We start from the raw sequence: 22,490 nt of genomic DNA on the forward strand, positions 1-22,490 counted from the left end.
CGCCGCCGCAGGCCAGGTGACGCCCGGGAAGCAAGGTCTATCGCCTAAAGTCGAGCAGATGCCCCCGACCCCCTCCCGGCTGGCCTGGCTGGACGCGCTGCGAGGACCCGCAGCGCTGGCCGTCGCGCTGCACCACTCCGCCTGGACCTTCCTGCCGGGCATCTGGGCCGAGGTGGACCGCAGGATCGACGTCGGCACCTGGGGCGTCTTCGTGTTCTTCCTGGTCAGCGGCTATATCATCCCCGCGTCTCTGGAGCGCCGCGGTGACCTGCGGGCTTTCTGGACCGGTAGGGCCTTCCGCCTCCTGCCTCTGCTGCTCACCGCGTTCTGTCTGGCGCTCCTCCTCGCGTACGGGGGCCTGTTCGCCCTCCATCCGGGCCTGAGCGTGCGCCCCCTCCCCCTCGTGGTTCTCGGGAACGTGACGATGCTGCAGGAACTGCTCGGCGTGCCCGCGGTCATCGACGTGATGTGGACGCTCTCGTACGAGATGGCGTTCTACCTGCTGGCGGTCGGGCTGTTCACCATGCGGCAGGCGCACCGGTCGGCCACGGCCGCGATCGCCCTGGCGCTGCCGGCCGTACCTCTCGGGCTCCTGCTGCCGGGGGCGACCATCAAGGGCCGCGCCGACCTGGTCGCCGCACTCCTGGGCATCGCGGTCGTCGTGGTCATCGCCGTGTCGGCGAGGGCACGCGGCGGGACGCGCTCGGCCGCCGCGGTGACGGGCGGCATCCTCGGCCTGGCACTGGTGGTCCTGGGCAGCCGGATCGGCGCGTGGCAGGGGCTGATCATCCTGGCCATGATGTTCGCCGGCACGGCCGTGTACCGGGCCGAGCAGGGGACGATCCGGTGGCGTACCGCCGTCGTCGCCGTGCTGACGGTCCTGGCCTGCGGGGTCTTCGCCAAGGACGACCCCGGCTGGGCACCGGCGATCCTGCTGGCCGCCGGCTTCTTCGCGGCCGCGTTCGCGCTGCGCCGCAGGCCGTTCCCCCGGTGGCTCGCCCACCTCGGGGTGATCAGCTTCTCCCTCTATCTGCTCCATCCGCTCCTGCTGCGGGTGAGCCCGAACCTTCCGGTGTTCTTCCTCGTCCTGGTGCCGCTCTGCTACCTGACCCACCGCCTGATCGAGCTCCCCGCCCAGCGCCTCGGCAGAAGGCTGGCCCGGCCTTCTCCCCGGGACCCCGCACCGGACGCCCTCCCAGGCGAGGTGCCGCGGATCCGATCCGGAGAAGGAAGGTGACGCCGCCTGACCCCGGACGAGCCTGTGCCCACCTCGGATCGTCACGGCCGCCGCCTTGACGATCCTGCTCCGTATCCGGTCCGGAAAACAGAACCCGGCGCCGGCCACCCCACCGCACGTGGCTCCATACCAGTCGGTAGGCTTGCGACACCATGGCTGAGACCACCGTCGTTCACCTCCTGCGTCACGGTGAGGTGCACAACCCCACGAACATCCTGTACGGCAGGCTGCCCGGCTACCACCTCTCGGAGACCGGCAGGCAGATGGCCGAGACGGTTGCCAAGTCGGTCGCGGGGCGCGACGTCGTCGCCCTGTTCTCCTCCCCGCTGGAGCGGGCGCAGGAGACCGCCGCCCCGCTCGCCGCGACCTTCGGTTTGGAGGTCACGCTCGACGAGCGCCTCATCGAGGCGGAGAACATCTTCGAGGGCGTCCCGGTCGGCAACGGCGACGGGGTCTTCCGCAGCCCGCGCCACTACCGCCACCTGTGGAACCCGATGCGCCCCTCCTGGGGCGAGCCCTATGTCGATCTGGTCCGGCGGATGAAGGGTGCGATCGACACCGCCCGCGACACGGCACGCGGCCACGAGGCGATCATGGTCAGCCACCAGCTGCCGATCTGGGTCATCCGGCTCGCGGCCGAGGGCAGATGGCTCCCGCACGACCCCCGTCGCAGGCAGTGCGGTCTCGCCAGTCTCACCAGCTTCTCCTTCGAGGGAGACCGGCTGACCAGCGTGGGGTACAGCGAGCCGGCGGGCGCGCTCGCCAAGCGCCCCACTGTGCCGGGCGCGTGACTCCGCCGGTAGAGTGACTGCTCTACCGGTTGTAGTACAGGGAGACCCTGCCTCACATGCGCGCACAATCCTTCGCCGCTGCCGTGCTGCTCCTGACCGTGGCCGGATGCGCCGGCAACCAGGGGACGCAGCCGCAGTCCGGGGACACCCGCTTCGTGGCCGGCGACGGCAGGATCACCCTGTTCGAGGCCGCCGACCGCAAGCCTGCTCCTCCGGTCGAGGGGGAGACCCTCGACGGGAGCACGGCGACGCTCGCCGCGCACAAGGGCAAGATCGTCGTACTCAACTTCTGGGCCTCCTGGTGCGCCCCCTGCCGGGCCGAGGCTCCGGTGCTCAAGGACATCGCCGCCAAGACCAAGGCCGACGGCGTGGAGTTCCTCGGCATCGACTTCAAGGACCGCAAGGCCGACGCGCTCGCCTTCGAGCGTAGCCAGCAGTCCGGCTATCCCAGCATCTTCGACCAGCCGGGCAAGGTCGCGCTCTCCTTCCAGGGGACGGTCCCCCCGGCGGCCATCCCGTCGACGCTGATCATCGACCGTCAGGGCCGGATCGCCGCGCGGGCGCTCGGCGCGGTCAAGTACACCGACCTGCTCAGCACGGTCACCAAGGTCGGCGATGAGCGCTGATCTGGTGAGCACGGTGGCGAGCGGGTCGCTCGTCCTCGCGCTGCCGATCGCGGTGGTGGCCGGCCTGGTCTCCTTCCTGTCGCCCTGCGTCCTGCCACTGGTCCCCGGCTACCTGTCATACGTGACCGGAATGAGCGCCGATCCCAGGCGTGGGCGCATGGTCGCGGGCATCGCGCTGTTCATCCTCGGCTTCGCCGTGGTGTTCGTGGCCGGAGGGGCGCTCTTCGGCGGGCTCGGCCGGGCGCTGGCCGGCAACGCCGAGGTCATCACGCGGGTGCTGGGCGCGCTGACCGTCGTCCTCGGACTGGCGTTCATGGGCGTCATCCCCGGCCTCCAACGAGACTTCCGCATCCACCGCGTCCCGGCCGCCGGTCTCGCGGGGGCGCCGCTGCTCGGCGTGGTGTTCGGCCTCGGCTGGACGCCCTGTATCGGCCCGACCCTCGGGGTCGTGCTCACCCTCGGTCTCACCGAGGGCAGTGCCGGACGCGGTGCGCTGCTGGCCTTCGCCTACGCGCTCGGTCTCGGCCTGCCGTTCCTTCTGGCCGGTCTGGCCTACCGCAAGGCACTGCAGACGTTCAAGGCGGTCCGCCGCCATTCGCAGCTGATCACCCGGGTGGGCGGGGCCATGCTGGTCGCGGTCGGCCTGCTGCTCGTCACCGGGCTCTGGGGAGAGCTCGTCGTGACGATGCAGGGATGGATCGGCGGATTCGAGCCGGTGATCTGATGGAGAGAATCGAGCAGGCCGCGGAGGAGCGAGCGGTGAGCGAAACCAGTCCGGAGTCGGTGAGCGACCAGGCGGGTGCCGCCGTGGACACGGCCTCGATCGAGGAGAAGCCCGCCGTACGGCCCGCGAAGCTCGGGCCCGTGGGGTGGGCGCGCTGGTTCTGGCGCACGCTGACCTCGATGAAGACCGCGCTGATCCTGCTGTTCCTGTTCGCGCTGGCCTCGGTCCCGGGGTCGATCTGGCCGCAGCGCGGCGTCTCCGACGGCAAGGTGGCACAGTACTTCGCCGACTACCCTCGGCTCGCCGAGTGGCTGGACCGGTTCTGGCTGTTCGACGTGTTCAGGGCGCCGTGGTTCGCCGCCATCTACCTGCTGCTGTTCGTCTCCCTCATCGGCTGTGTGCTTCCGCGCACCGCGGCCCACCTGCGCGAGCTGCGCAGGAAACCGCCCGCGCCGCCGCGCAACCTGGCCCGGCTGCCCCAGCACGCCGCGTTCGACGGTGACCTGACCGTCGAGGAGGTGGCGGCGCGGCTGCGTGCGAAACGGTTCCGGGTGACCACGGGCCCGGACTGGGTCGCGGCCGAGAAGGGATACCTGCGCGAGACCGGCAACCTGATGTTCCACGTCGCGCTGCTCGGGCTGCTGGTCGCGGTCGGGGCGGGCGCGCTGTTCGGCTACCGCGGCAACGTGCTGGTCGTGGAGGGGGACGGGTTCGCCAACACGGTCGCCGCCTACGACCGCTACATGCCCGGCCAGCAGGTGAGCGCCGAGTCGCTGGAGCCGTTCTCCTTCACCCTCGACGACTTCCAGGCCACCTACATCGCCCGGGGCGAGCGGCAGGGACAGCCCCTGGACTTCGGCGCGAAGCTGAAGGTCACCGACGCTCCCGGAGCGCGGGAGCGCGACTACGAGCTCAAGGTCAACGAGCCGCTGGACGTCAACGGCACGCTGACCTACCTGATCGACCACGGCTACGCGCCCACCTTCAAGATCACAGACGGCAAGGGGCAGGTCGCCTTCGACGGTCCGGTGCCCTGCCTGGTCGCCCAGCCGGCCACCTTCACCTCCGAATGCGTGATCAAGGTGCCGGACGCCCAGCCGGAGCAGCTCGGCCTTCTCGTGGCCTTCCTGCCGACAACCGTGCCGATGAACGGTCAATGGGTGTCGGTCTTCCCCGGTGCGGCCAACCCCACGGCCCAGGTGTACGGCGCTTTCGCCGGGGACCTGGGCATGAAGAGCGGTCGGCCCCAGTCGGTCTACGAGCTCGACCCGGCGAGCCTGAAGAAGATGAAGCCGCTGGTCATGAAGGCCGACCCGCTGGCCGTGGGCAAGAAACTCGACCTGCCGCAGGGCACGGGGTCGATCGAGTTCACCGGGGTCAAGGAGTGGATCGCCCTCCAGATCACCTACGATCCGGGCCGGATGCCCGCGTTCGTGGCCGCCAGCCTGGCCGTCCTCGGCCTCGTGCTCTCCCTGACCGTCCGCCGCCGCAGGGTGTGGGTACGTCTGAAGGACGTGGCCCGGGCGGTGGAGGAGCCGGACGGCTCCGCACCGCAGACGGAAGAACGTGACGAGCACGGCCGCCGGCACATCGAGGTGGGCGGCCTCACGCGTACCGAAGGTAACGATTTCAGCGAGGAGTTCGCCGAGATCGTCTCCGTTTTGAACCCAGGAGTGAAGGATGACCGCTGAGGTCAATGCCGGCCTCGCCACGCTGAGCGATCAGCTCACCTTGGCGACGGTGCTGCTCTACGTCTTCGCAATGATCGGTTACGCCCTCGACCTCGGCTTCGGCCGCTCGAAGGTCAGGGCGGGCGCGCAGGCCGGCCGTGTGCTGGTCACGGTCGGCGGTGGTACGGACGCCGCCCCGCCCGGTTCCGAGGAGGGCCAGAGCCCGTCTGAGAAGGCGACTCCGGCCTGGACGAGGTGGGCCGGTCCTGTCGCGGTCGGTCTGACCTGGGTCGGCTGGGCCGCGCATCTGACGTCCATCCTCACCCGCGGCCTGTCCGTGGGCCGGTGGCCGTGGGGCAACATGTACGAGTTCGTGGTCGCCATGTGCTTCGCGGCGGTGAGCGCGTTCCTGTTCATGACCGTCCGCTACGGGACCCGGTTCCTTGGCGCGTTCGTCACGGTCGCGGCCGCCCTGGGGCTCGGTTTCGCCGTACGGTACCTGCATGTGCAGGCCGGCCCGGTGGTGCCCGCACTCAACTCCTACTGGGTCGCGATCCACGTGACGGCGGCGATCATCGCCAGCGGCCTGTTCATCATGGCCGGCGTCTCCGGCATCCTCTACCTGGTCAGGAAAGACACCGCCGTCCGCCTGCCGTCGCGGGCGGACCTGGAGCGGGTCGCGCACCGGGCCATCGTGATCGGCTTCCCGATCTGGACCTTCGCCGTCATCGCCGGCGCGCTCTGGGCCGACAAGGCCTGGGGCCGCTACTGGGGCTGGGACCCCAAGGAGATCTGGGCCTTCATCACCTGGATCGCCTACGCCGGCTACCTGCACGCCCGGGCCACCGCGGGCTTCAAGGGCCGGGCCGCCATGATCGTGCAGCTCATCGCCTTCGGCTGCCTGCTGTTCAACCTGGTCGGCGTGAACATCCTCCTCGGCGGCCTGCACTCCTACGCCGAGGTCCCCTGAGCGCCGGGGGAACCTCCACGACGCGAGGCCCGCTCCCGCGGGCCCTCGCCTACTCCTCGTCGCGCAGCCGCCGGTCGAGGTCCTTCAGGAAGTCGGGATCGTCGTCCGGGCCCTTCGGCGCCTGGGGGCGGGGCCGCGCCCGGTTTTCCCCGGGCGGAAAGGCGCGGGCCTCGTAGGGGCCGGTGGGCCGCCCGAGCAGGAGCCAGAACAGGCCGCCGACCGGCGGCAGCAGCACAATGATGATCACCCACAGAAGTTTGGGCAGGTTCCTCGTCTGCTCGTCCGGCGTGGTTATGGCGTCGAACAAGCAGTAGAGCCAGAAGGCGAGCAGTGCCAGAGCGACAAGCAGGGGCATGCCCGAACTGTAAGCCATTCCAAGCGAGGGTGTGCCAAGGCCCCCGTTCCGGGTGACGGACGGAGGCCCGCGCCGTACGGTGGGACCTGTTGCCACTTCCCCCGGGGGCGTGATGGCGAGTTCAGCCGACAAGGGCCGTCATCGACGGCGCTGGTGGCAGCGTGGCCCGGCCCAGCACACGGAGAGTCCCGTCAGGGAGGCGCCGCGTGAGGTCCCGGTGGACCCCGAACGGCGGTCGGGCGCCGTGACGGCACCTGTGGTGGACCGCCCGCAGTACACCTGGCAGGACTTCGAGCTGGAGGACGAGCGTCCCCGGGCGCAGCCCAACGCTCCGGATCTCCCCTCCTTCGGCGACGGCCTGCGGCACTGCGGCAGCCTCGAGCGCATCCTGCACCGCCAGTGGGACTCCTGGCACGGGCCGCCGTCCCCCGAGGTCGTGCGGGCCGTGGAGAGTCTCGCCAGGCTGCCGGAGCGGCTGAAGGACAAGCTGGCCGAGGGCCTCGACGGCATCTACGTCGGCGAGGGCGGGGTGCCCGACCTGGACGACATGGCCTACCTGCGGGGGGCGCCGTTACCGTCGGGCCGGGCCACCTGGGACATCTGCGCCGGGGCGTACGGCGACCGCAAGGTCGTGGTGGGCGACCGCCCCTCGCCCACCCCCGATGTGATGATGCACGAGGTGGGGCACGCCCTGGACGACGTGGACGCGCCCCACGGCGACTGGGTCTCCGACTCACCGGAGTTCGCCGCCCTCTACGACCAGTGCGTCCCCGTCCTGGCCTCCTGTTTCCACCGGCAGCCGGGGGAACTGGGGCGCAGGGAGTTCTTTGCCGACGCGTTCGCCGCCATCGCCTCCCGGCAGCGCCCCGCCCTGGTGGACATGCTCGGCGGCGACACGCGGATGGCGCTCAATGTCATGCTGTTCTTCAACCGGCGTTACGGAATCTAGGTGATCTGGGATGTACGTCATCCGGCTCGCTGACGGGACTCTGCGTGTGCCACAGAGCCTGTCCAGCGATGACGGGCGTCTGATCGGCAACGCGTATGTGGAGCTCTCACCGGGGGATCCGGACTACGACCGCTGGTTGCCCGAGGCACTCACCGAGGAGGAGGCGGCACGGCGGCGGCGGCGATGGGCTGAGGAGAACGACGAGCTGGAGCGGGAGTTCCTGGCTTTCAAGGCCGAGCAGGACAGTTAGCGCCAGCGCGGCGACTCGGTTACGGGGGAGGTCACCGGTCGCGAAATCGACGTCCACATCGGAGTCCGCGGCTCACACGACTCCACGGTGACCCTGCGGCTTCCGGGTAAGGCGCGCAGGATCACCAGTGGTGTGACGTCATAAGTCGTCAGACGCGCGGGGACTCGCCTGCCGGCCGTTCGGCCGTCAAGACGTCCTCTCCACGCAGAAGGGCGTGCACTTCCGACTCGCGGAACCGCCGGTGCCCTCCGGGGGTACGGATGCTGCTGATACGGCCTGCCGCGGCCCAGCGTGTAACCGTTTTTGGGTCGACCCGGAAGAGGGCGGCAACCTCTCCGGGCGTCAGCAGACGCTCGCTGCTACTCTCCACAATCTCTCCCCCTCGCATCCCGCTTCCTGCCAGCGGGCGGACAGGTAACCAGTGTGCCGAGCGAAGCCTGATTTATCCGTGCTTTTGAACAAAGATCACGGGTTGTTATCGACTGACTGCCCGATTGTTATATGATAGAGCCTCTTTGGGACTCTCGTGGCTGTTTCTTTACGAAACTGATCTGTTGGGCACACTAGCATTGCTCGTGCTTGGTGCGAAGAGCGTCGGCTCCGCCTTCGTCCTCGCGCCCAAACAGGCGGAGTGACGTAACCTCGATGCTGTGCATCCCGTCTTCGTTTACACCGCGTCCCGGCTGGGCCTCCTGGCCGTGACCATCGGTGTGCTCTATCTTCTCGGCCTACGTCAGCCGTTGATCCTGCTGGTCGCGTCATTCCTGGTCAGCGGCGTGGCCAGTTACGTCCTACTGTCCAAGCAGCGTGACGCGGTGAGTGAGCGGATCGCCAAGAATCGGGAGTGATCACGGCATCGGGAACATGCCGACTCGGGCATGGTACTCGCGACCCAGCTGCGTTGTGTCACTACCAACAAGTAGGCCACCGGGGTGGGCCAGGAATGCTTTGACGCCGATTCCACGCTCTCTTGTCGGATTCCACTTCAGGGCCTTCCCCGTCTGAGGGTGGATCGCCCCGATGCCGGGCCGTTCCACCGCTCCCGGTCCGGCCGAATCGTGGCCGAGGGGATTGTCCAGCCAGCGCTGGTGGCCGCCCACGTAGACCGCCGCGCCGGTGACCGACACCGAGTAGAGGGAGTCGCCGCCGGTGTGGTTCACCCATGTCGGCGCCACCTCTCCCCTGGTGCGGGTCTCGAAGCGCGCGGCGGTGTCGCACATCTTTCCGCCCCGCGCGGGACCGCCGGTCGTCACGACCGCGAAGTAGTCGCCATCGGGGGCGAAATCCAGGCCCCTCACGTAGCTGGGGAAGACGTCCATGCACGGGCCCGCGTAGGCGTCCGTCCGCCAGTCGGCGACCGCCGCCGGCAGGGCGCCGACGTCGACGAGGCCGAGCTGGGGCCGCGACTGTCCGTTGAGGGTGGTGAAGTTGCCGTCGACCGCCAGCCGGTCCCGGGCGAGAGCCATCGCCTGGACCTTGACCCGGCTTCCCCGGGGGGCGCCCGGCTCGATGGTGAAGTCCGGGTCGACGGCGCCGGTGGTGGCGTCCAGCCGGGCGAGGGCCGTGCGGGAGACGCGGCCTACTCCGGTGAAGTCGCCACCCACATAGAGGTGGGAGTCACGCCGGACCAGGCTGGTGACGATGCCGCCCTGGACCTGGGCGTCGAAGCCGCTCACCTGAGCCCCGTCGGACAGCCGCAGCCGGGCCAGCCCGCGGGTCCTGGCATAGCCGGTCGTCGCGAACTCGCCGCCGGCGTAGACGGTGCCGTCGGCCCCCGCGGCCAGGGCGTTGACCGGGCGGTCGAGGGACGGCTCGAAGCCGGGCAGGATCCGCCCGGTGGCCAGGTCGTAGGCGAAGATGTTGTCGCGTTTCAGGGTCGTCGCGCTCCCGGCGTCACGGACCTCGCCGAACGATCCGCCGACCACCACCGTGCCGCCCACCAGGGCGATGGCGTTGACGATCCCATCGAGCACGTGCGGGGTGGTGTCCACCGGATCGGTCGAGACGACCTTGCTGTGCTTCGTGGTGCCGGCGGTTGCGACCCCGGTGGAGGCCACCATCAGGGCCGCGACCAGCACGGAAGTGGTTCTGGCAAACATTCGGCAATTTCTAGCAGACTCTTGGTAATCGAGAGACTACTTTCCGTGGATTGTCCAAGCAGGCCTAGGCTTGTCCCCATGACGCGCGCTTCGCTGGACAAGCAACCGCATGAGGTCGCCGCGATGTTCGATCGCACGGCCCGGCGATATGACCTGGTCAATGACGTGATCTCGCTCGGGCAGGTCCGACTGTGGCGTAAGGCGACGGCGGCGGCCGTCGACGCGGGCCCCGGTGAGCTGGTCCTCGACCTGGGGGCGGGCACCGGCACCTCCACCGACGCCTTCACCACGCTGGGCGCCCGTGCGATCGCCTCGGACTTCTCGCTGGGAATGCTGCGCACCGGCGTGCGCCGGCGGGGTGGCTCCGGCCTCTCCGGCCTCTCCGGCGGCGGTGTGCGCGGGGTCAGTTTCATCGCGGGTGACGCGCTGAGGCTGCCCTTCGCCGACGGGGTCTTCGACGCGGTGACGATCTCGACCGCGCTGCGCAACGTCCAGGACACCGATCAGGCGCTGCGTGAGATGCTCCGGGTCGCCAAGCCGGGGGCGCGCCTGGTGATCCTCGAGTTCTCCCATCCGACGTTCAGGTCCTTCGACCTCGTATACTCGCAGTACCTCATGAAGCTGATGCCGCAGGCCGCCAAGCTGGTCGGTTCCAACGACGACTCATACGAGTACCTGGCGGAGTCGATCAGGGCGTGGCCGGACCAGGCGGCGCTGGCGAAGATCATCCAGGGGGCGGGCTGGGAGCGGGTCGCCTGGCGCAACCTCGCCCTCGGGATTGTGGCGCTTCACCGTGCGTATAAGCCCTCATAGAAGATTCGCAGGCGATAGCCGTACCCGACTGACACTTCGCCTCTCAAAGGGGTTAGACTTCGGGCCGACAAGTTTGTGAAGACCTTCACAAAGGAACGAAGGGCCCCTTACCCCGAGGCCGTCAAAGCTTGTAGGACAGGACAGGTCCCGTGACCGTGCCAGCCGCCATGCAGCGGAACGTCGCTGAGGCTGACGCCGACGTCATCGTCGTCGGCGCCGGGCCCGCCGGTTCGACAACCGCTTTCCATCTCGCACAGGCCGGGCTCGACGTCCTGCTGCTTGAGAAGACCACATTCCCCCGTGAGAAGGTCTGCGGCGACGGGCTGACGCCCCGAGCGGTCAAGCAGCTCATCGCCATGGGGATCGACATCGACGCTCCCGGATGGGTCAGGAACAAGGGCCTGCGGGTGGTCGGCGGCGGGATGCGTTTCGAGCTCGACTGGCCCGAGCTGTCCAACTATCCGGACTTCGGGCTGGTCCGCACCCGGCAGGACTTCGACCAGATCCTCGCCGACAACGCGGTGCGCGGCGGGGTCCGCCTGCTGCAGGGCGTCAACGTCACCGCCCCGATCCTCGACGACCGCAGCGGCCACATCGTGGGCGTGGTCGCGAAGAAGGACGGCGAAGAGGTCTCCTACCGGTCCCGCCTGGTGGTCGCCGCCGACGGCAACTCCACCCGGATCTCCCTGGCGATGGGGTTGCACAAGCGCGAGGACCGCCCGATGGGCGTCGCCGTACGGACCTATTTCGAGAGTCCGCGGCACGACGACGACTACCTGGAGACCTGGCTGGAGCTGTGGGACGGCGACACCCTGCTGCCGGGCTACGGCTGGATCTTCGGCGTCGGCGACGGCACCTCCAACGTGGGTCTGGGGTTGCTGAACACCTCCGAGTCCTTCAAGGGAATGGACTACCGCGACCTGCTCAAGCGCTGGGTCAAGGGCATGCCCCCGGAGTGGGGCTACGTCGAGGAGAACATGACGGGCCCCATCAGGGGCGCGGCGCTGCCGATGGCCTTCAACCGTCAGCCGCACTACACACGGGGCCTGGTGCTGGTAGGCGACGCGGGTGGGATGATCAACCCGTTCAACGGGGAGGGCATCGCCTACGCGATGGAGACCGGCCACATCGCGGCCGAGAGCATCGTCCAGGCGCTGGCCAGGGCGACCCCCGCCCAGCGGGAGCGCGTGCTGCGCGCCTATCCTCAGACGTTGAAGGACGCCTATGGTGGCTATTTCACCCTGGGCAGGGGCTTCGTGGAGCTCATCGGGCATCGCGGCGTGATGGACTTCTTCACGCGTCACGCGCTGCCTCACCCCAGCCTGATGCGTTTCGCCCTCAAGCTTCTTGCCAACCTCACCGACCGGCGAGGCGACGCGTCAGACCGCATCATCAACGCTCTGTCGAAGGTCGCGCCACCGGCATGATCGCATCAGACGCCTTCGCACCTGGAACAGAGCGATGATCCCCCTGAATAAACTTGCACGACAAAACAATGTGATGAGCTACGCGCCGGCGCGCGTGGAGATGGGAGAGGAGGCGTAGCGATGGAGCTGTACGCACCCATCCTGGTGCTCGCCGTTCTCGCGGCGGGATTTGCGATCTTCTCAGTGACGATCGCGCCCTTCACCGGTCCCAGGCGCTGGAACCGCGCGAAACTCGACGCCTACGAATGCGGTATCGAGCCGACACCTCAACCTGTCGGCGGTGGTCGCTTCCCGCTGAAGTACATGATCACCGCGATGCTCTTCATCGTGTTCGACATCGAGATCATCTTCCTCTACCCGTGGGCGGTCGCGTTCGACCAGCTCGGCATGTTCGGGTTGGTCGAGATGGTGCTGTTCATCGTCACCGTGCTCGTGGCCTACGCGTACGTGTGGCGCCGCAAGGGTCTGGACTGGGACTAGATATGGGACTTGAAGAGAAACTTCCGAGCGGGTTCATGCTCAGCACGGTCGAGCAGGTCGCCGGCTGGGCGCGTAAGAACTCCGTCTGGCCGGCGACCTTCGGTCTCGCCTGCTGCGCCATCGAGCTGATGTCCACCGGTGGTCCCAAGCACGACCTGGCGCGCTTCGGTATGGAGCGCGCTTCGGCGTCTCCGCGCCAGGCGGACCTGATGATCGTGGCGGGCCGGCTGTCCCAGAAGATGGCCCCGGTGCTGCGCCAGATCTACGACCAGATGGCCGAGCCCAAGTGGGTCATCGCCATGGGCGTCTGCGCCTCCAGCGGCGGCATGTTCAACAACTACGCCATCGTGCAGGGCGTGGACCACGTCGTCCCCGTCGACATCTACCTCCCCGGCTGCCCGCCGCGGCCCGAGATGCTCATCGACGCGATCGTGAAGCTGCACGACAAGATCCAGAACATGAAGTTCGGCGCGCATCGTGCCAAGCAGATCGACGAGCTCGAACTGCAGGCACTGCGGACACTGCCGCTGATCGACCAGGGAACCGCCAAATGAGGAGCGGTGAGTAACTAATGACTGCGGACAATCTCCCCGAAGTCCCGGAGGAGCCGATCGCCCACCTGGGCATGTTCGGCGCCTCGGGGTCCGGTGACACCTCCGGTTACGGTGGCCTGGTCGTACGGCGCAAGCCCCAGCTGTCCTCCGTCCGCCCCTACGGCGGCTACTTCGACGTCATCGCCGACGAGCTGGAGCGGGCACTGGGCGGCGACCTCGGCGACGCGGTCGAGCGCGTGGTCGTGGACCGCGGCGAGCTGACCTTCCACGTCAAGCGCGAGCGCCTGCTGGAGGTCGCCAGGATCCTGCGCGACGACCCGGCCCTGCGCTTCGAGCTGTCGCTCGGCGTCTCCGGAGTGCACTATCCCCACCTGGAAGGTGAGGAGCTGCACGCGGTGATCCACCTGTGCTCGATCACGCACAACCGGCGCCTGCGCATCGAGGTGTCCTGCCCCGACTCCGACCCGCACATTCCCTCCACCGTTCCGGTCTACCCGACCCACGACTGGCACGAGCGGGAAACCTGGGACTTCTTCGGGATCGTCTTCGACGGCCACCCGGCGCTGACCCGCATCATGATGCCCGACGACTGGGACGGTCACCCCCAGCGCAAGGACTACCCGCTGGGCGGCATCCCGGTCGAATACCGCGGTGCCCAGGTTCCCGCGCCGGATGAGAGGAGGTCGTACAAGTGACCGTTCCCTATGAGGAAGCAACCGAGGGCAAGGTCTACACCGTCTCCGGCAACGACTGGACGGAGCTGGTCGAGACCCTCACCGGCCAGCAGGACGAGCAGCTCGTCATCAACATGGGGCCGCAGCACCCGTCCACGCACGGTGTGCTCCGCCTGGTGCTGAACCTGGACGGCGAGACGGTCACCGAGGCCCGCACGGTCATCGGCTACCTGCACACCGGCATCGAGAAGAACATCGAGTTCCGGACGTGGACCCAGGGGACGACGTTCGTCACCCGGATGGACTATCTCGCTCCGATCTTCAACGAGACCGCCTACTGCATGGGCGTCGAGAAGCTGCTCGGCATCACCGACCGGATCCCCGAGCGGGCCCAGGCCATCCGCGTGATGATGATGGAGCTCACCCGCATCTCCTCGCACATGGTGGCCATCGGCACCTTCGGCATGGAGCTGGGCGCCACCACGCCGTTCCTCTTCGGGTCCCGCGAGCGCGAGATGGTGCTCGACGTGATGGAGTACATCACCGGCCTGCGGATGAACATGGCCTACGTCCGGCCCGGCGGCGTCTCGGTCGACCTCCCGGCAGGCGCCGTGGACAAGGTCGGCGAGCTGCTCAAGGTCATGCCGGGGCGCATCAAGGACATGCGCAAGATGCTCGACGCGAACCCGGTCTACCTGGCCCGCACCAAGGACGTCGCCTACCTCGACCTCACCGGCTGCATGGCCCTGGGCGTCACCGGCCCGATGCTGCGGGCCGCGGGCCTGCCCTGGGACCTGCGCAAGTCGCAGCCCTACTGCGGGTACGAGACCTACGAGTTCGACGTCCCGACCGAGAAGACCGCCGACGTCTACGGCCGCTACCTCGTGCGCGTGGCCGAGATGGAGGAGTCGCTCAAGATCATCGAGCAGGCTCTGGACCGCCTGTCCGGGCCGCTCAAGGGCGGTCGCGTGATGGTGGACGACAAGAAGATCGGCTGGCCCGCGCAGCTCGCGCTCGGCCCCGACGGTCTCGGCAACTCGCCCGACCACATCGCGCACATCATGAGCGGCTCGATGGAAGCGCTGATCCACCACTTCAAGCTGGTGACCGAGGGCTTCCGGGTCCCGGCCGGGCAGGCCTTCGCCTCGGTCGAGTCGCCCCGCGGCGAGCTCGGCGCCCACGTGGTCAGCGACGGCGGCACCCGGCCCTACCGTGTGCACTTCCGCGACCCGTCATTCACGAACCTGCAGGCCATGCCCGTGACATGTGAGGGCGGCATGGTCGCCGACGTCATCTCGGCAGTGGCTTCGATCGACCCCGTCATGGGAGGTGTGGACCGGTGACGTATACACCGGAAGTCCGGGAGCGTCTGGAACGAGACGCCAAGGAGATCATCGGCCGCTATCCCAAGACCCGGTCGGCCCTGCTGCCCCTGCTGCACCTGGTGCAGTCGGAGGACGGTTACGTCTCCGACGACGGCCAGGAGTTCTGCGCCGAGATGCTCGGCCTGAGCAAGGCCGAGGTCGTGGGCGTGTCGACCTTCTACACGATGTACAAGCGCAAGCCGATGGGCGATTACCACGTCGGCGTGTGCATCAACACGCTGTGCGCGGTCATGGGCGGCGACCAGATCTGGGACGAGCTGTCGGAGCACGTCGGCGTCGGCCACGACGAGGCGACCCCGGACGGGAAGGTCTCGCTGGAGCGGATCGAGTGCAACGCCGCCTGTGACTTCGCCCCGGTCATGATGGTCAACTGGGAGTTCTTCGACAACCAGACCCCCGCCTCGGCCAAGCAGCTCGTCGACGACCTGAGGGACGGCAAGGAGATCTCGCCGACCCGAGGGCCCAAGAGGCTCTGCACCTTCAAGGAGGCCTCGCGGGTGCTGTCCGGTCTGCCCGACGGTCTGGCCGGCGACGGTCCCTCGGCGAACGGTCCCTCCCTCGAAGGGCTCAAGATCGCCAAGGCCAACGGATGGAAGGCCCCCGAGGCACCATGACGACTCTCACTCCGGTCCTCACCGCGAACTGGGACCAGCCCAACTCCTTCACCCTGGAGGGCTACGGCGACTACGCGGCGGCCAGGAAGGCGCTGGGCATGGACCCCGACGCCGTCATCCAGGCCGTCAAGGACTCCGGCCTGCGCGGCCGCGGCGGTGCGGGCTTCCCCACCGGCATGAAGTGGGGCTTCATCCCCCAGGGGGACGGCAAGCCGCACTACCTGGTGGTCAACGCCGACGAGTCCGAGCCGGGCACCTGCAAGGACATCCCGCTCATGATGGCCAACCCGCACGCGCTGGTCGAGGGCGTCATCATCACGTCGTACGCGATCCGCGCCAACCACGCCTTCATCTACGTCCGCGGCGAGGTGCTGCACGTCATCCGCCGCCTGCAGGCGGCGGTGGCCGAGGCCTACGAGGCGGGCCTGCTCGGCAAGGACCTCTTCGGCTCCGGCTTCGACCTGGAGCTCGTGGTCCACAGCGGAGCCGGCGCCTACATCTGCGGCGAGGAGACGGCGCTGCTGGACTCGCTGGAGGGGTATCGCGGCCAACCTCGGCTCAAGCCCCCCTTCCCGGCCGTGGCGGGCCTCTACGCCTCGCCCACCGTCGTGAACAACGTGGAGTCCGTGGCCAGTGTTCCCTCGATCATCTCCAACGGGGCCGACTGGTTCGCGGGGATGGGCACCGAGAAGTCCAAGGGCTTCGGCATCTTCTCGCTGAGCGGCCACGTCACCCGCCCCGGCCAGTACGAGGCCCCACTCGGCATCACGCTGCGCGAGCTGCTCGACATGGCGGGCGGCATCCGCGAGGGACACCAGATCAAGTTCTGGACCCCGGGCGGATCGAGCACCCCGATCTTCACCGACGAGCACCTGGACGTACCGCTCGACTTCGAGTCGGTCGGCGCCAAGGGCTCCATGCTCGGGACCCGGGCCCTGCAGATCTTCGACGAGACCACCTGCGTGGTCCGCGCCGTGCTGCGGTGGACCGAGTTCTACGCGCACGAGTCCTGCGGTAAGTGCACTCCCTGCCGGGAGGGCACCTACTGGCTCAAGCAGGTGCTCAAGCGGCTGGAGAAGGGTCAGGGCACCGAGGAGGACCTGACCACGATCACCGACATCGCCGACAACATCCTGGGACGTTCCTTCTGCGCCCTGGGCGACGGTGCCACCAGCCCCATCCACTCCTCGGTGAAGTACTTCCGCGACGAATACCTCAAGCACTTCGAGATCGGCGGCTGCCCGTTCGATCACGCTCCGTCCACGGTGTGGGGGGACAAGTGAGCGAGGCACCCAGCAAGCACAGCACCGTCTCGGTCCCGGGGCCGACGGAGGAGGCGCCATGACCGTCGAAGCGACGACACCGGCCCAGGCACCGGTAGATCTGGTGACCGTCACGATCGACGGTTTCCAGGTGAGCGTTCCGAAGGGCACGTTGATCATCCGGGCGGCCGAGCTGCTCGGAATCCAGATCCCCCGGTTCTGCGACCACCCGCTGCTGGAGCCGGCCGCCAACTGCCGCCAGTGCCTGGTGGACATCACCGACGCGGGCAACGGCCGGGGCTTCCCGAAGCCGCAGCCCTCCTGCGCCATCGAGGTCGCTCCGGGCATGGTCATCCAGACCCAGCTCACCTCCCCGGTCGCGGAGAAGGCTCAGCGCGGCGTGATGGAGCTGCTGCTCCTGAACCACCCGCTGGACTGCCCGGTCTGCGACAAGGGCGGCGAGTGCCCGCTGCAGAACCAGGCCATGTCCAACGGTCAGGGCGAGAGCCGCTTCGAGGAGAAGAAGCGCACTTTCGACAAGCCGGTCGCGCTCTCCACCGAGGTGCTGCTCGACCGCGAGCGCTGCGTCCAGTGCGCCCGATGCATCCGCTTCTCCGATGAGATCGCCGGTGACCCGCTCATCGACTTCTTCGAGCGCGGGGCCAAGGAGCAGGTCGGCGCCGCCGACGGACAGCCGTTCGAGTCCTACTTCTCGGGCAACACCATCCAGATCTGCCCGGTGGGCGCGCTGACCGGCGCCGCCTACCGGTTCCAGGCCCGCCCGTTCGACCTGGTCTCCACGCCCAGCGCGTGCGAACACTGCGCCAGCGGCTGCTCGCTCCGCACCGACCACCGCCGCGGCAAGGTCACCCGGCGGCTGGCCGGGGACGACCCGGAGGTCAACGAGGAGTGGAACTGCGACAAGGGCCGCTGGGCCTTCACCTACGCGACCCAGCCCGACCGGCTGAAGACCCCCCTCGTCCGTGACGAGGAGGGCCACCTGGTGCCGGCCTCCTGGCCCGAGGCGTTCGCCGCCGCGGCCAAGGGTCTGGCCGCCGCCCGCGGCAGCGCCGGGGTGCTCGTCGGCGGCCGTGTCACCGTCGAGGAGGCCTACGGCTACGCCAAGTTCGCCCGGATCGCGCTCGGCACCAACGACGTCGACTTCCGCTCCCGGCCCCACTCCGCGGAGGAGGCGCAGTTCCTCGCGCACGCCGTCGCGGGCAAGGGCATCGAGATCCGCTACCGCGACCTCGAGAAGGCCCCGGCCGTGCTCCTGGTGGGCTTCGAGCCCGAGGACGAGTCGCCGATCGTCTTCCTGCGCCTGCGCAAGGCGTGGCGGAAGAAGGGCCTGAAGGTCTTCTCGATCGCGCCGTTCGCCACCGAGTCGCTGGCCAAGATGGGCGGCACGCTGGTGCGCACGCTGCCCGGCGCCGAGGCCGCGGCCGTCGAGGACCTGATCTCCGGCGTCTCGCCGCTCTCCGAGGCGGTCAAGCAGCCGGGCACGATCATCCTCGCCGGTGAGCGGCTCGCCACCGCACCGGGCGCCCTGTCCGCGCTGGTACGGCTGGCCGAGGCCGGCGGCGCCCGCCTGGCCTGGGTCCCGCGCCGCGCCGGTGAGCGCGGCGCGATCGAGGCCGGAGCGCTGCCGAACCTGCTGCCGATCGGCCGTCCGGCCGACGACGAGACCGCCCGCGCCGAGGTGGCCAGGGCATGGAACGTCGCCTCGCTTCCCGAGGTCCCGGGCCGCGACACCTCCGCCATCCTGGCGGCGGCACTGAACGGGGAGCTCGACGCCCTCGTCGTCGCCGGTGTCGACCCTTACGACCTGGCCGACCCCGAGGCCGCCCTGGCGGCCCTGGAGAACACCCCGTTCATCGTGAGCCTGGAGCAGCGCGCCAGCGCGGTCACCGACCGCGCCGATGTGGTGCTGCCGGTCGCCGCGGTGACCGAGAAGTCCGGCACGTTCGTCAACTGGGAGGGGCGCGGCCGTACGTTCGAGGAGGCGCTCCCGGTCCCCGGGATCATGAGCGACCTGCGGGCCGTCTCCGCGATCGCCGACCACATGGACGTGCACCTCGGTCTCCCCGACCCCGCCGCCGCCCGCCGTGAGCTCAGCTCCATCGGCGCGTGGCGCGGCTCCCGGGCCTCGGCCCCGGCCGCGCGCGGCCGGGCGACCGCGGCTCCGAAGGCGGGGGAGGCCGTCCTCGCCACCTGGCACCTGCTGCTCGACGACGGCCGCCTGCAGGACGGCGAGCCGTACCTCGCGGGCACCTCCCGGACGTCCGAGGCCCTGGTCTCGGCGGCGACCGCGGCCGAGACCGGCGTCGCCGACGGCGACAAGATCACCGTCATCACGGAGCAGGGCTCGCTGAGCCTGCCGGTCCGGATCGCCGACCTGCCCGACAGGGTGGTCTGGCTGCCGGCGAACTCCGCCGGCCGCTCGGCGACCCGTGACCTGTGCGCCACGGCCGGTGACATCGTCAGGATCGGGAGTGCCCTCGCGAGCGGACCCGACGCAATGAGCGCAGTGGCCGGCGAGACGGCGCCTCCGGAGCGAGCCTCCGGCCCGGCGACCGCCCACGACGCGAACGAGGAGCGGTGAGCGACCAATGAATGCCCGGACTCTTCTAGCGGCGGCCGATCCGACCCTTGCCGACTTCGGCAAGGACCCTCTCTGGATCAGCATCATCAAGGCCGTCGTCATCTTCATCGTCTTGATGCTGGGCGTCCTGTTCGGCGTGTGGTTCGAGCGCAAGCTCATCTCCCGCATGCAGAACCGGTACGGTCCCAACCGGGCCGGCAAGTTCGGCCTGCTCCAGTCGGTGGCCGACGGCCTGAAGATGGGTCTCAAGGAAGACCTGATGCCGCGGACCGTGGACAAGGTGATCTACTTCATCGCCCCGGTCGTCCTCGCGGTCCCCGCCTTCCTGGCCTTCTCCGTCATCCCGATGGGGCCGATCGTCTCTATGTTCGGCGTCAAGACGCCGCTGCAGCTCACCGACCTGCCGGTCGCCGTGCTGCTGGTGCTGGCGATGGCCTCGATCGGCGTGTACGGCATCGTGCTCGCGGGCTGGGGATCGCGCTCCCCGTACACGATCCTGGGCGGCCTCCGGGCCAGCGCGCAGGTGGTCTCCTACGAGATCGCGATGGGCCTGTCGTTCGTGGGCGTGTTCCTGTACGCCGGGACGCTGTCCACCTCGGAGATCGTGGCCGCACAGGCGAACGGCAGCACGCTCACGCTGGGCGGCCTCAACGTCCCGATGCCCTCGTGGTACATGATCCTGCTGATCCCGTCCTTCCTGATCTACATCGTCACGATGCTGGGCGAGACCAACCGGGTCCCCTTCGACCTGCCCGAGGGCGAGGGCGAGCTGGTCGGCGGCTTCCAGACCGAGTACTCCAACTCGCTGAAGTTCGCGGTCATCATGCTCGCCGAGTACGTCAACGTCTTCGTGGTGTCCGCCGTGTCGATCACCCTGTTCATGGGTGGCTGGCGGGCCCCGTGGCCGATCTCCATGTGGGACGGGGCGAACGCCGGCTGGTGGCCGCTGCTGTGGTTCTTCCTGAAGATGGTGCTGGTCTTCTCCTTCTTCATCTGGTGCCGCGCCTCGCTGCCGCGCGTCCGCTACGACCAGCTCATGGCCCTCGGCTGGAAGGTCCTCATCCCGCTCAACCTGGGCTGGATCCTGCTGGTCGCCACCGTCCGGGCCCTGCAGACGGACGGCGCCAACCGGTCGCTGGTAATGATCATGGCTGCGCTCGTGCTCGTCGGCTGCATCGCCACCTGGTGGCGCTTCGACAGCGTGCTGCAGAGGCGCAAGGACGAAAAGGCCGCTCAGGTCCAGGCCGAGTTCGAGCGGCTCAACGCCGAGCCGGCCGCGGGTGGTTTCCCTGTGCCGCCGCTCGACCTGCCGCACTACCACGGGGTAGAGCGCAAGGAGGTTCCCAGTGGGACTAACTGATTGGCTGAACCCCGTCAAGGGGTTCGGCGTGACCTTCCACACCATGTTCAAGAAGGTCGAGACGGTCAACTACCCCGAGGAGAAGCGGCCCACGGCTCCGCGCTTCCACGGCCGGCACCAGCTCAACCGCTGGCCCGACGGCCTGGAGAAGTGCGTCGGCTGTGAGCTCTGCGCCTGGGCGTGTCCGGCCGACGCGATCTTCGTCGAGGGTGCGGACAACACCGACGAGGAGCGGTTCTCGCCGGGTGAGCGGTACGGGCGCACCTACCAGATCAACTATCTGCGGTGCATTCTGTGCGGCCTCTGCATCGAGGCCTGCCCGACCCGTGCGCTGACCATGACCAACGAGTACGAGCTCGCCGACTCGAGCCGCGAGAGCCTCATCTACACCAAGGAGATGCTCCTCGCGCCGCTCGGTCCCGGCATGGAGGTCCCCCCGCACGCGATGCGTCTGGGCGAGACCGAAGAGGACTACTACCGGCTGGGACGTAACAATGGGTGAGACCATCACGTTCTGGGTGCTGGCGGTCGTCTCGGTGTCGGCCGCCCTCGGGCTCGTCTTCAGCCGCAAGGCCGTCTACTCGGCACTCATGCTGGGCGTCGTCATGCTGTCCCTCGCGGTGCTCTACGCCGTCCAGGACGCCCCCTTCCTCGCCGCGGTGCAGATCATCGTCTACACCGGCGCGGTCATGATGCTCTTCCTGTTCGTCCTGATGCTCGTCGGCGTGGACTCCGCCGACTCGCTGGTCGAGACGATCAAGGGGCAGCGCTTCTGGGCGACCATCGCGGGCCTGAGCTTCGCCGCCCTGCTCGCCCTGGGGGTCGGCAACACGGTGTTCACCCCGGAGGTGGGCATCGCCGGCGCGATCAAGGAGTCGGGCGGCAACGTTCCGGCTCTGGCACAGCTCATCTTCACCCGGTACGTCTTCGCCTTCGAGGTCACCTCGGCGCTGCTGATCACCGCCGCGCTCGGTGCGATGGTCCTGGCCCACCGTGAGCGGATCCAGCCCAAGGCCACCCAGCGTGACCTGGCCCGCGCCCGGTTCACCGGCCCGCAGCCGTCGCCGCTGCCCGGTCCGGGCACCTACGCGCTGCACAACGCGATCGACATGCCGGCCCTGCTGCCCGACGGCTCGGTCTCGCCCAAGTCGATCAACCGGGTGCTCGCCAGGCACGAGATCGAGGACGGCTTCACGCCCACCGACCCGGCGAAGGCGGCACTCATCAGGCAGGTCCTGGACAAGGACGCCGCCCAGGATGAGGACCCCGACCTGGCCGACAGGCCCGTCCAGGCGAAGGACGCGCTTCAGCAGGAGGACAGCAAGTGACCACTCACTACCTGGTGCTCTCCGCGCTGCTGTTCGCGATCGGTGGTGTCGGCGTGCTGGTGCGGCGCAACGCGATCGTGGTGTTCATGTGCGTGGAGCTCATGCTCAACGCCTGCAACCTCGCGTTCGTCGCCTTCGCCAGGCAGCACGGCAACCTGGACGGCCAGCTCATCGCGTTCTTCGTGATGGTGGTGGCCGCGGCGGAGGTCGTGATCGGCCTTGCCATCATCGTGATGATCTTCCGAACCCGCAGGTCCGCGTCGGTGGACGACGCCAACCTGCTGAAGTACTAAGAGGTGGCCGTGGAACCCGCTGACATC

General features: G+C 68.8%; 25 protein-coding genes. 22 read left to right on the forward strand and 3 right to left on the reverse strand.

Annotated elements, in window-relative coordinates:
* Positions 1–58 precede the first annotated feature (58 nt).
* The 6 genes from FHR32_RS16225 (at position 59) to ccsB (ending at position 6,018) form a co-directional block, all read left to right on the forward strand.
* On the forward strand, positions 59–1,237 hold the full coding sequence (locus FHR32_RS16225) for an acyltransferase family protein (RefSeq protein WP_246466166.1): 1,179 nt from the start codon (positions 59–61) through the stop codon (positions 1,235–1,237).
* A 152-nt stretch (positions 1,238–1,389) separates the two neighbouring features.
* Entirely contained in the window at positions 1,390–2,028 is a 639-nt protein-coding gene (locus FHR32_RS16230) for a histidine phosphatase family protein (protein ID WP_184755074.1), read from the forward strand.
* Positions 2,029–2,084: 56 nt separating this feature from the next.
* A complete protein-coding gene (locus tag FHR32_RS16235) occupies positions 2,085–2,654 on the forward strand; it encodes a TlpA family protein disulfide reductase (protein ID WP_184755075.1) in 570 nt (189 codons plus the stop codon).
* Positions 2,644–3,378 (forward strand): cytochrome c biogenesis CcdA family protein, encoded by a 735-nt coding sequence (locus tag FHR32_RS16240; protein WP_184755076.1) that lies wholly within the window; start codon positions 2,644–2,646, stop codon positions 3,376–3,378. Before FHR32_RS16235 ends, FHR32_RS16240 begins: the two co-directional genes overlap by 11 nt.
* Positions 3,379–3,413: 35 nt before the next feature.
* Entirely contained in the window at positions 3,414–5,069 is a 1,656-nt protein-coding gene (gene resB / locus FHR32_RS16245) for a cytochrome c biogenesis protein ResB (RefSeq protein ID WP_312882394.1), read from the forward strand.
* Positions 5,059–6,018, forward strand: a complete 960-nt coding sequence (gene ccsB / locus FHR32_RS16250; protein WP_184755078.1) for a c-type cytochrome biogenesis protein CcsB — start codon at positions 5,059–5,061, stop codon at positions 6,016–6,018. Before resB ends, ccsB begins: the two co-directional genes overlap by 11 nt.
* A 49-nt stretch (positions 6,019–6,067) precedes the next feature.
* Here ccsB and FHR32_RS16255 read toward each other — a convergent pair whose 3' ends face one another.
* A complete protein-coding gene (locus tag FHR32_RS16255) occupies positions 6,068–6,373 on the reverse strand; it encodes a PLD nuclease N-terminal domain-containing protein (RefSeq protein ID WP_246466167.1) in 306 nt (101 codons plus the stop codon).
* 112 nt (positions 6,374–6,485) lie between these two features.
* On the opposite strand from FHR32_RS16255, the gene FHR32_RS16260 reads away from it, so the two are divergent.
* Positions 6,486–7,322, forward strand: coding sequence for a hypothetical protein (locus FHR32_RS16260; RefSeq protein WP_184755080.1), 837 nt, complete (start codon positions 6,486–6,488; stop codon positions 7,320–7,322).
* A gap of 10 nt (positions 7,323–7,332) precedes the next feature.
* Entirely contained in the window at positions 7,333–7,572 is a 240-nt protein-coding gene (locus tag FHR32_RS16265; RefSeq protein ID WP_184755081.1) for a hypothetical protein, read from the forward strand.
* Between the two features lie 148 nt (positions 7,573–7,720).
* Here FHR32_RS16265 and FHR32_RS16270 read toward each other — a convergent pair whose 3' ends face one another.
* Positions 7,721–7,960: a BldC family transcriptional regulator gene (locus FHR32_RS16270; RefSeq protein WP_012887349.1), complete on the reverse strand. Its 240-nt coding sequence runs from the start codon at positions 7,958–7,960 to the stop codon at positions 7,721–7,723.
* A gap of 262 nt (positions 7,961–8,222) precedes the next feature.
* Between FHR32_RS16270 and FHR32_RS16275 the strand changes: the two genes are divergently transcribed.
* The gene (locus FHR32_RS16275; protein WP_184755082.1) at positions 8,223–8,420 is read left to right on the forward strand and encodes a DUF4229 domain-containing protein; all 198 of its coding nucleotides are present in this window, start codon (positions 8,223–8,225) and stop codon (positions 8,418–8,420) included.
* Here the strand turns inward: FHR32_RS16275 and FHR32_RS16280 are convergent, their stop codons facing one another.
* The gene (locus FHR32_RS16280) at positions 8,421–9,671 is read right to left on the reverse strand and encodes a delta-60 repeat domain-containing protein (protein WP_246466168.1); all 1,251 of its coding nucleotides are present in this window, start codon (positions 9,669–9,671) and stop codon (positions 8,421–8,423) included.
* A 78-nt stretch (positions 9,672–9,749) separates the two neighbouring features.
* On the opposite strand from FHR32_RS16280, the gene FHR32_RS16285 reads away from it, so the two are divergent.
* The 13 genes from FHR32_RS16285 to nuoK all read left to right on the forward strand — a co-directional run bounded on the left by FHR32_RS16285 (position 9,750) and on the right by nuoK (position 22,463).
* Positions 9,750–10,484, forward strand: coding sequence for a demethylmenaquinone methyltransferase (locus FHR32_RS16285; protein ID WP_184755083.1), 735 nt, complete (start codon positions 9,750–9,752; stop codon positions 10,482–10,484).
* A 167-nt stretch (positions 10,485–10,651) separates the two neighbouring features.
* On the forward strand, positions 10,652–11,911 hold the full coding sequence (locus tag FHR32_RS16290) for a geranylgeranyl reductase family protein (RefSeq protein WP_184756557.1): 1,260 nt from the start codon (positions 10,652–10,654) through the stop codon (positions 11,909–11,911).
* Between the two features lie 120 nt (positions 11,912–12,031).
* On the forward strand, positions 12,032–12,391 hold the full coding sequence (locus tag FHR32_RS16295; RefSeq protein ID WP_031169666.1) for an NADH-quinone oxidoreductase subunit A: 360 nt from the start codon (positions 12,032–12,034) through the stop codon (positions 12,389–12,391).
* A gap of 2 nt (positions 12,392–12,393) precedes the next feature.
* A complete protein-coding gene (locus FHR32_RS16300; RefSeq protein WP_184755084.1) occupies positions 12,394–12,945 on the forward strand; it encodes a NuoB/complex I 20 kDa subunit family protein in 552 nt (183 codons plus the stop codon).
* A gap of 17 nt (positions 12,946–12,962) precedes the next feature.
* A complete protein-coding gene (locus tag FHR32_RS16305; protein WP_184755085.1) occupies positions 12,963–13,640 on the forward strand; it encodes an NADH-quinone oxidoreductase subunit C in 678 nt (225 codons plus the stop codon).
* Positions 13,637–14,962 (forward strand): NADH-quinone oxidoreductase subunit D, encoded by a 1,326-nt coding sequence (locus FHR32_RS16310; protein ID WP_184755086.1) that lies wholly within the window; start codon positions 13,637–13,639, stop codon positions 14,960–14,962. Before FHR32_RS16305 ends, FHR32_RS16310 begins: the two co-directional genes overlap by 4 nt.
* The gene (gene nuoE / locus FHR32_RS16315) at positions 14,959–15,618 is read left to right on the forward strand and encodes an NADH-quinone oxidoreductase subunit NuoE (protein ID WP_184755087.1); all 660 of its coding nucleotides are present in this window, start codon (positions 14,959–14,961) and stop codon (positions 15,616–15,618) included. Before FHR32_RS16310 ends, nuoE begins: the two co-directional genes overlap by 4 nt.
* Entirely contained in the window at positions 15,615–16,901 is a 1,287-nt protein-coding gene (gene nuoF, locus FHR32_RS16320) for an NADH-quinone oxidoreductase subunit NuoF (RefSeq protein WP_184755088.1), read from the forward strand. Before nuoE ends, nuoF begins: the two co-directional genes overlap by 4 nt.
* Before the next feature lie 58 nt (positions 16,902–16,959).
* The gene (locus FHR32_RS16325) at positions 16,960–19,482 is read left to right on the forward strand and encodes an NADH-quinone oxidoreductase subunit G (protein ID WP_246466169.1); all 2,523 of its coding nucleotides are present in this window, start codon (positions 16,960–16,962) and stop codon (positions 19,480–19,482) included.
* 7 nt (positions 19,483–19,489) lie between these two features.
* Positions 19,490–20,842, forward strand: coding sequence for an NADH-quinone oxidoreductase subunit NuoH (gene nuoH, locus FHR32_RS16330; protein ID WP_184755089.1), 1,353 nt, complete (start codon positions 19,490–19,492; stop codon positions 20,840–20,842).
* Complete coding sequence (gene nuoI / locus FHR32_RS16335) at positions 20,829–21,344, forward strand: NADH-quinone oxidoreductase subunit NuoI (protein ID WP_184755090.1); 516 nt, start codon at positions 20,829–20,831, stop codon at positions 21,342–21,344. Before nuoH ends, nuoI begins: the two co-directional genes overlap by 14 nt.
* On the forward strand, positions 21,337–22,170 hold the full coding sequence (locus FHR32_RS16340; protein WP_246466170.1) for an NADH-quinone oxidoreductase subunit J: 834 nt from the start codon (positions 21,337–21,339) through the stop codon (positions 22,168–22,170). Before nuoI ends, FHR32_RS16340 begins: the two co-directional genes overlap by 8 nt.
* Positions 22,167–22,463, forward strand: coding sequence for an NADH-quinone oxidoreductase subunit NuoK (nuoK, locus tag FHR32_RS16345; protein ID WP_184755091.1), 297 nt, complete (start codon positions 22,167–22,169; stop codon positions 22,461–22,463). Before FHR32_RS16340 ends, nuoK begins: the two co-directional genes overlap by 4 nt.
* Positions 22,464–22,490: the final 27 nt, after the last annotated feature.

This window comes from Streptosporangium album (assembly GCF_014203795.1).
GTDB classification, from domain to species: Bacteria; Actinomycetota; Actinomycetes; order Streptosporangiales; family Streptosporangiaceae; genus Streptosporangium; species Streptosporangium album.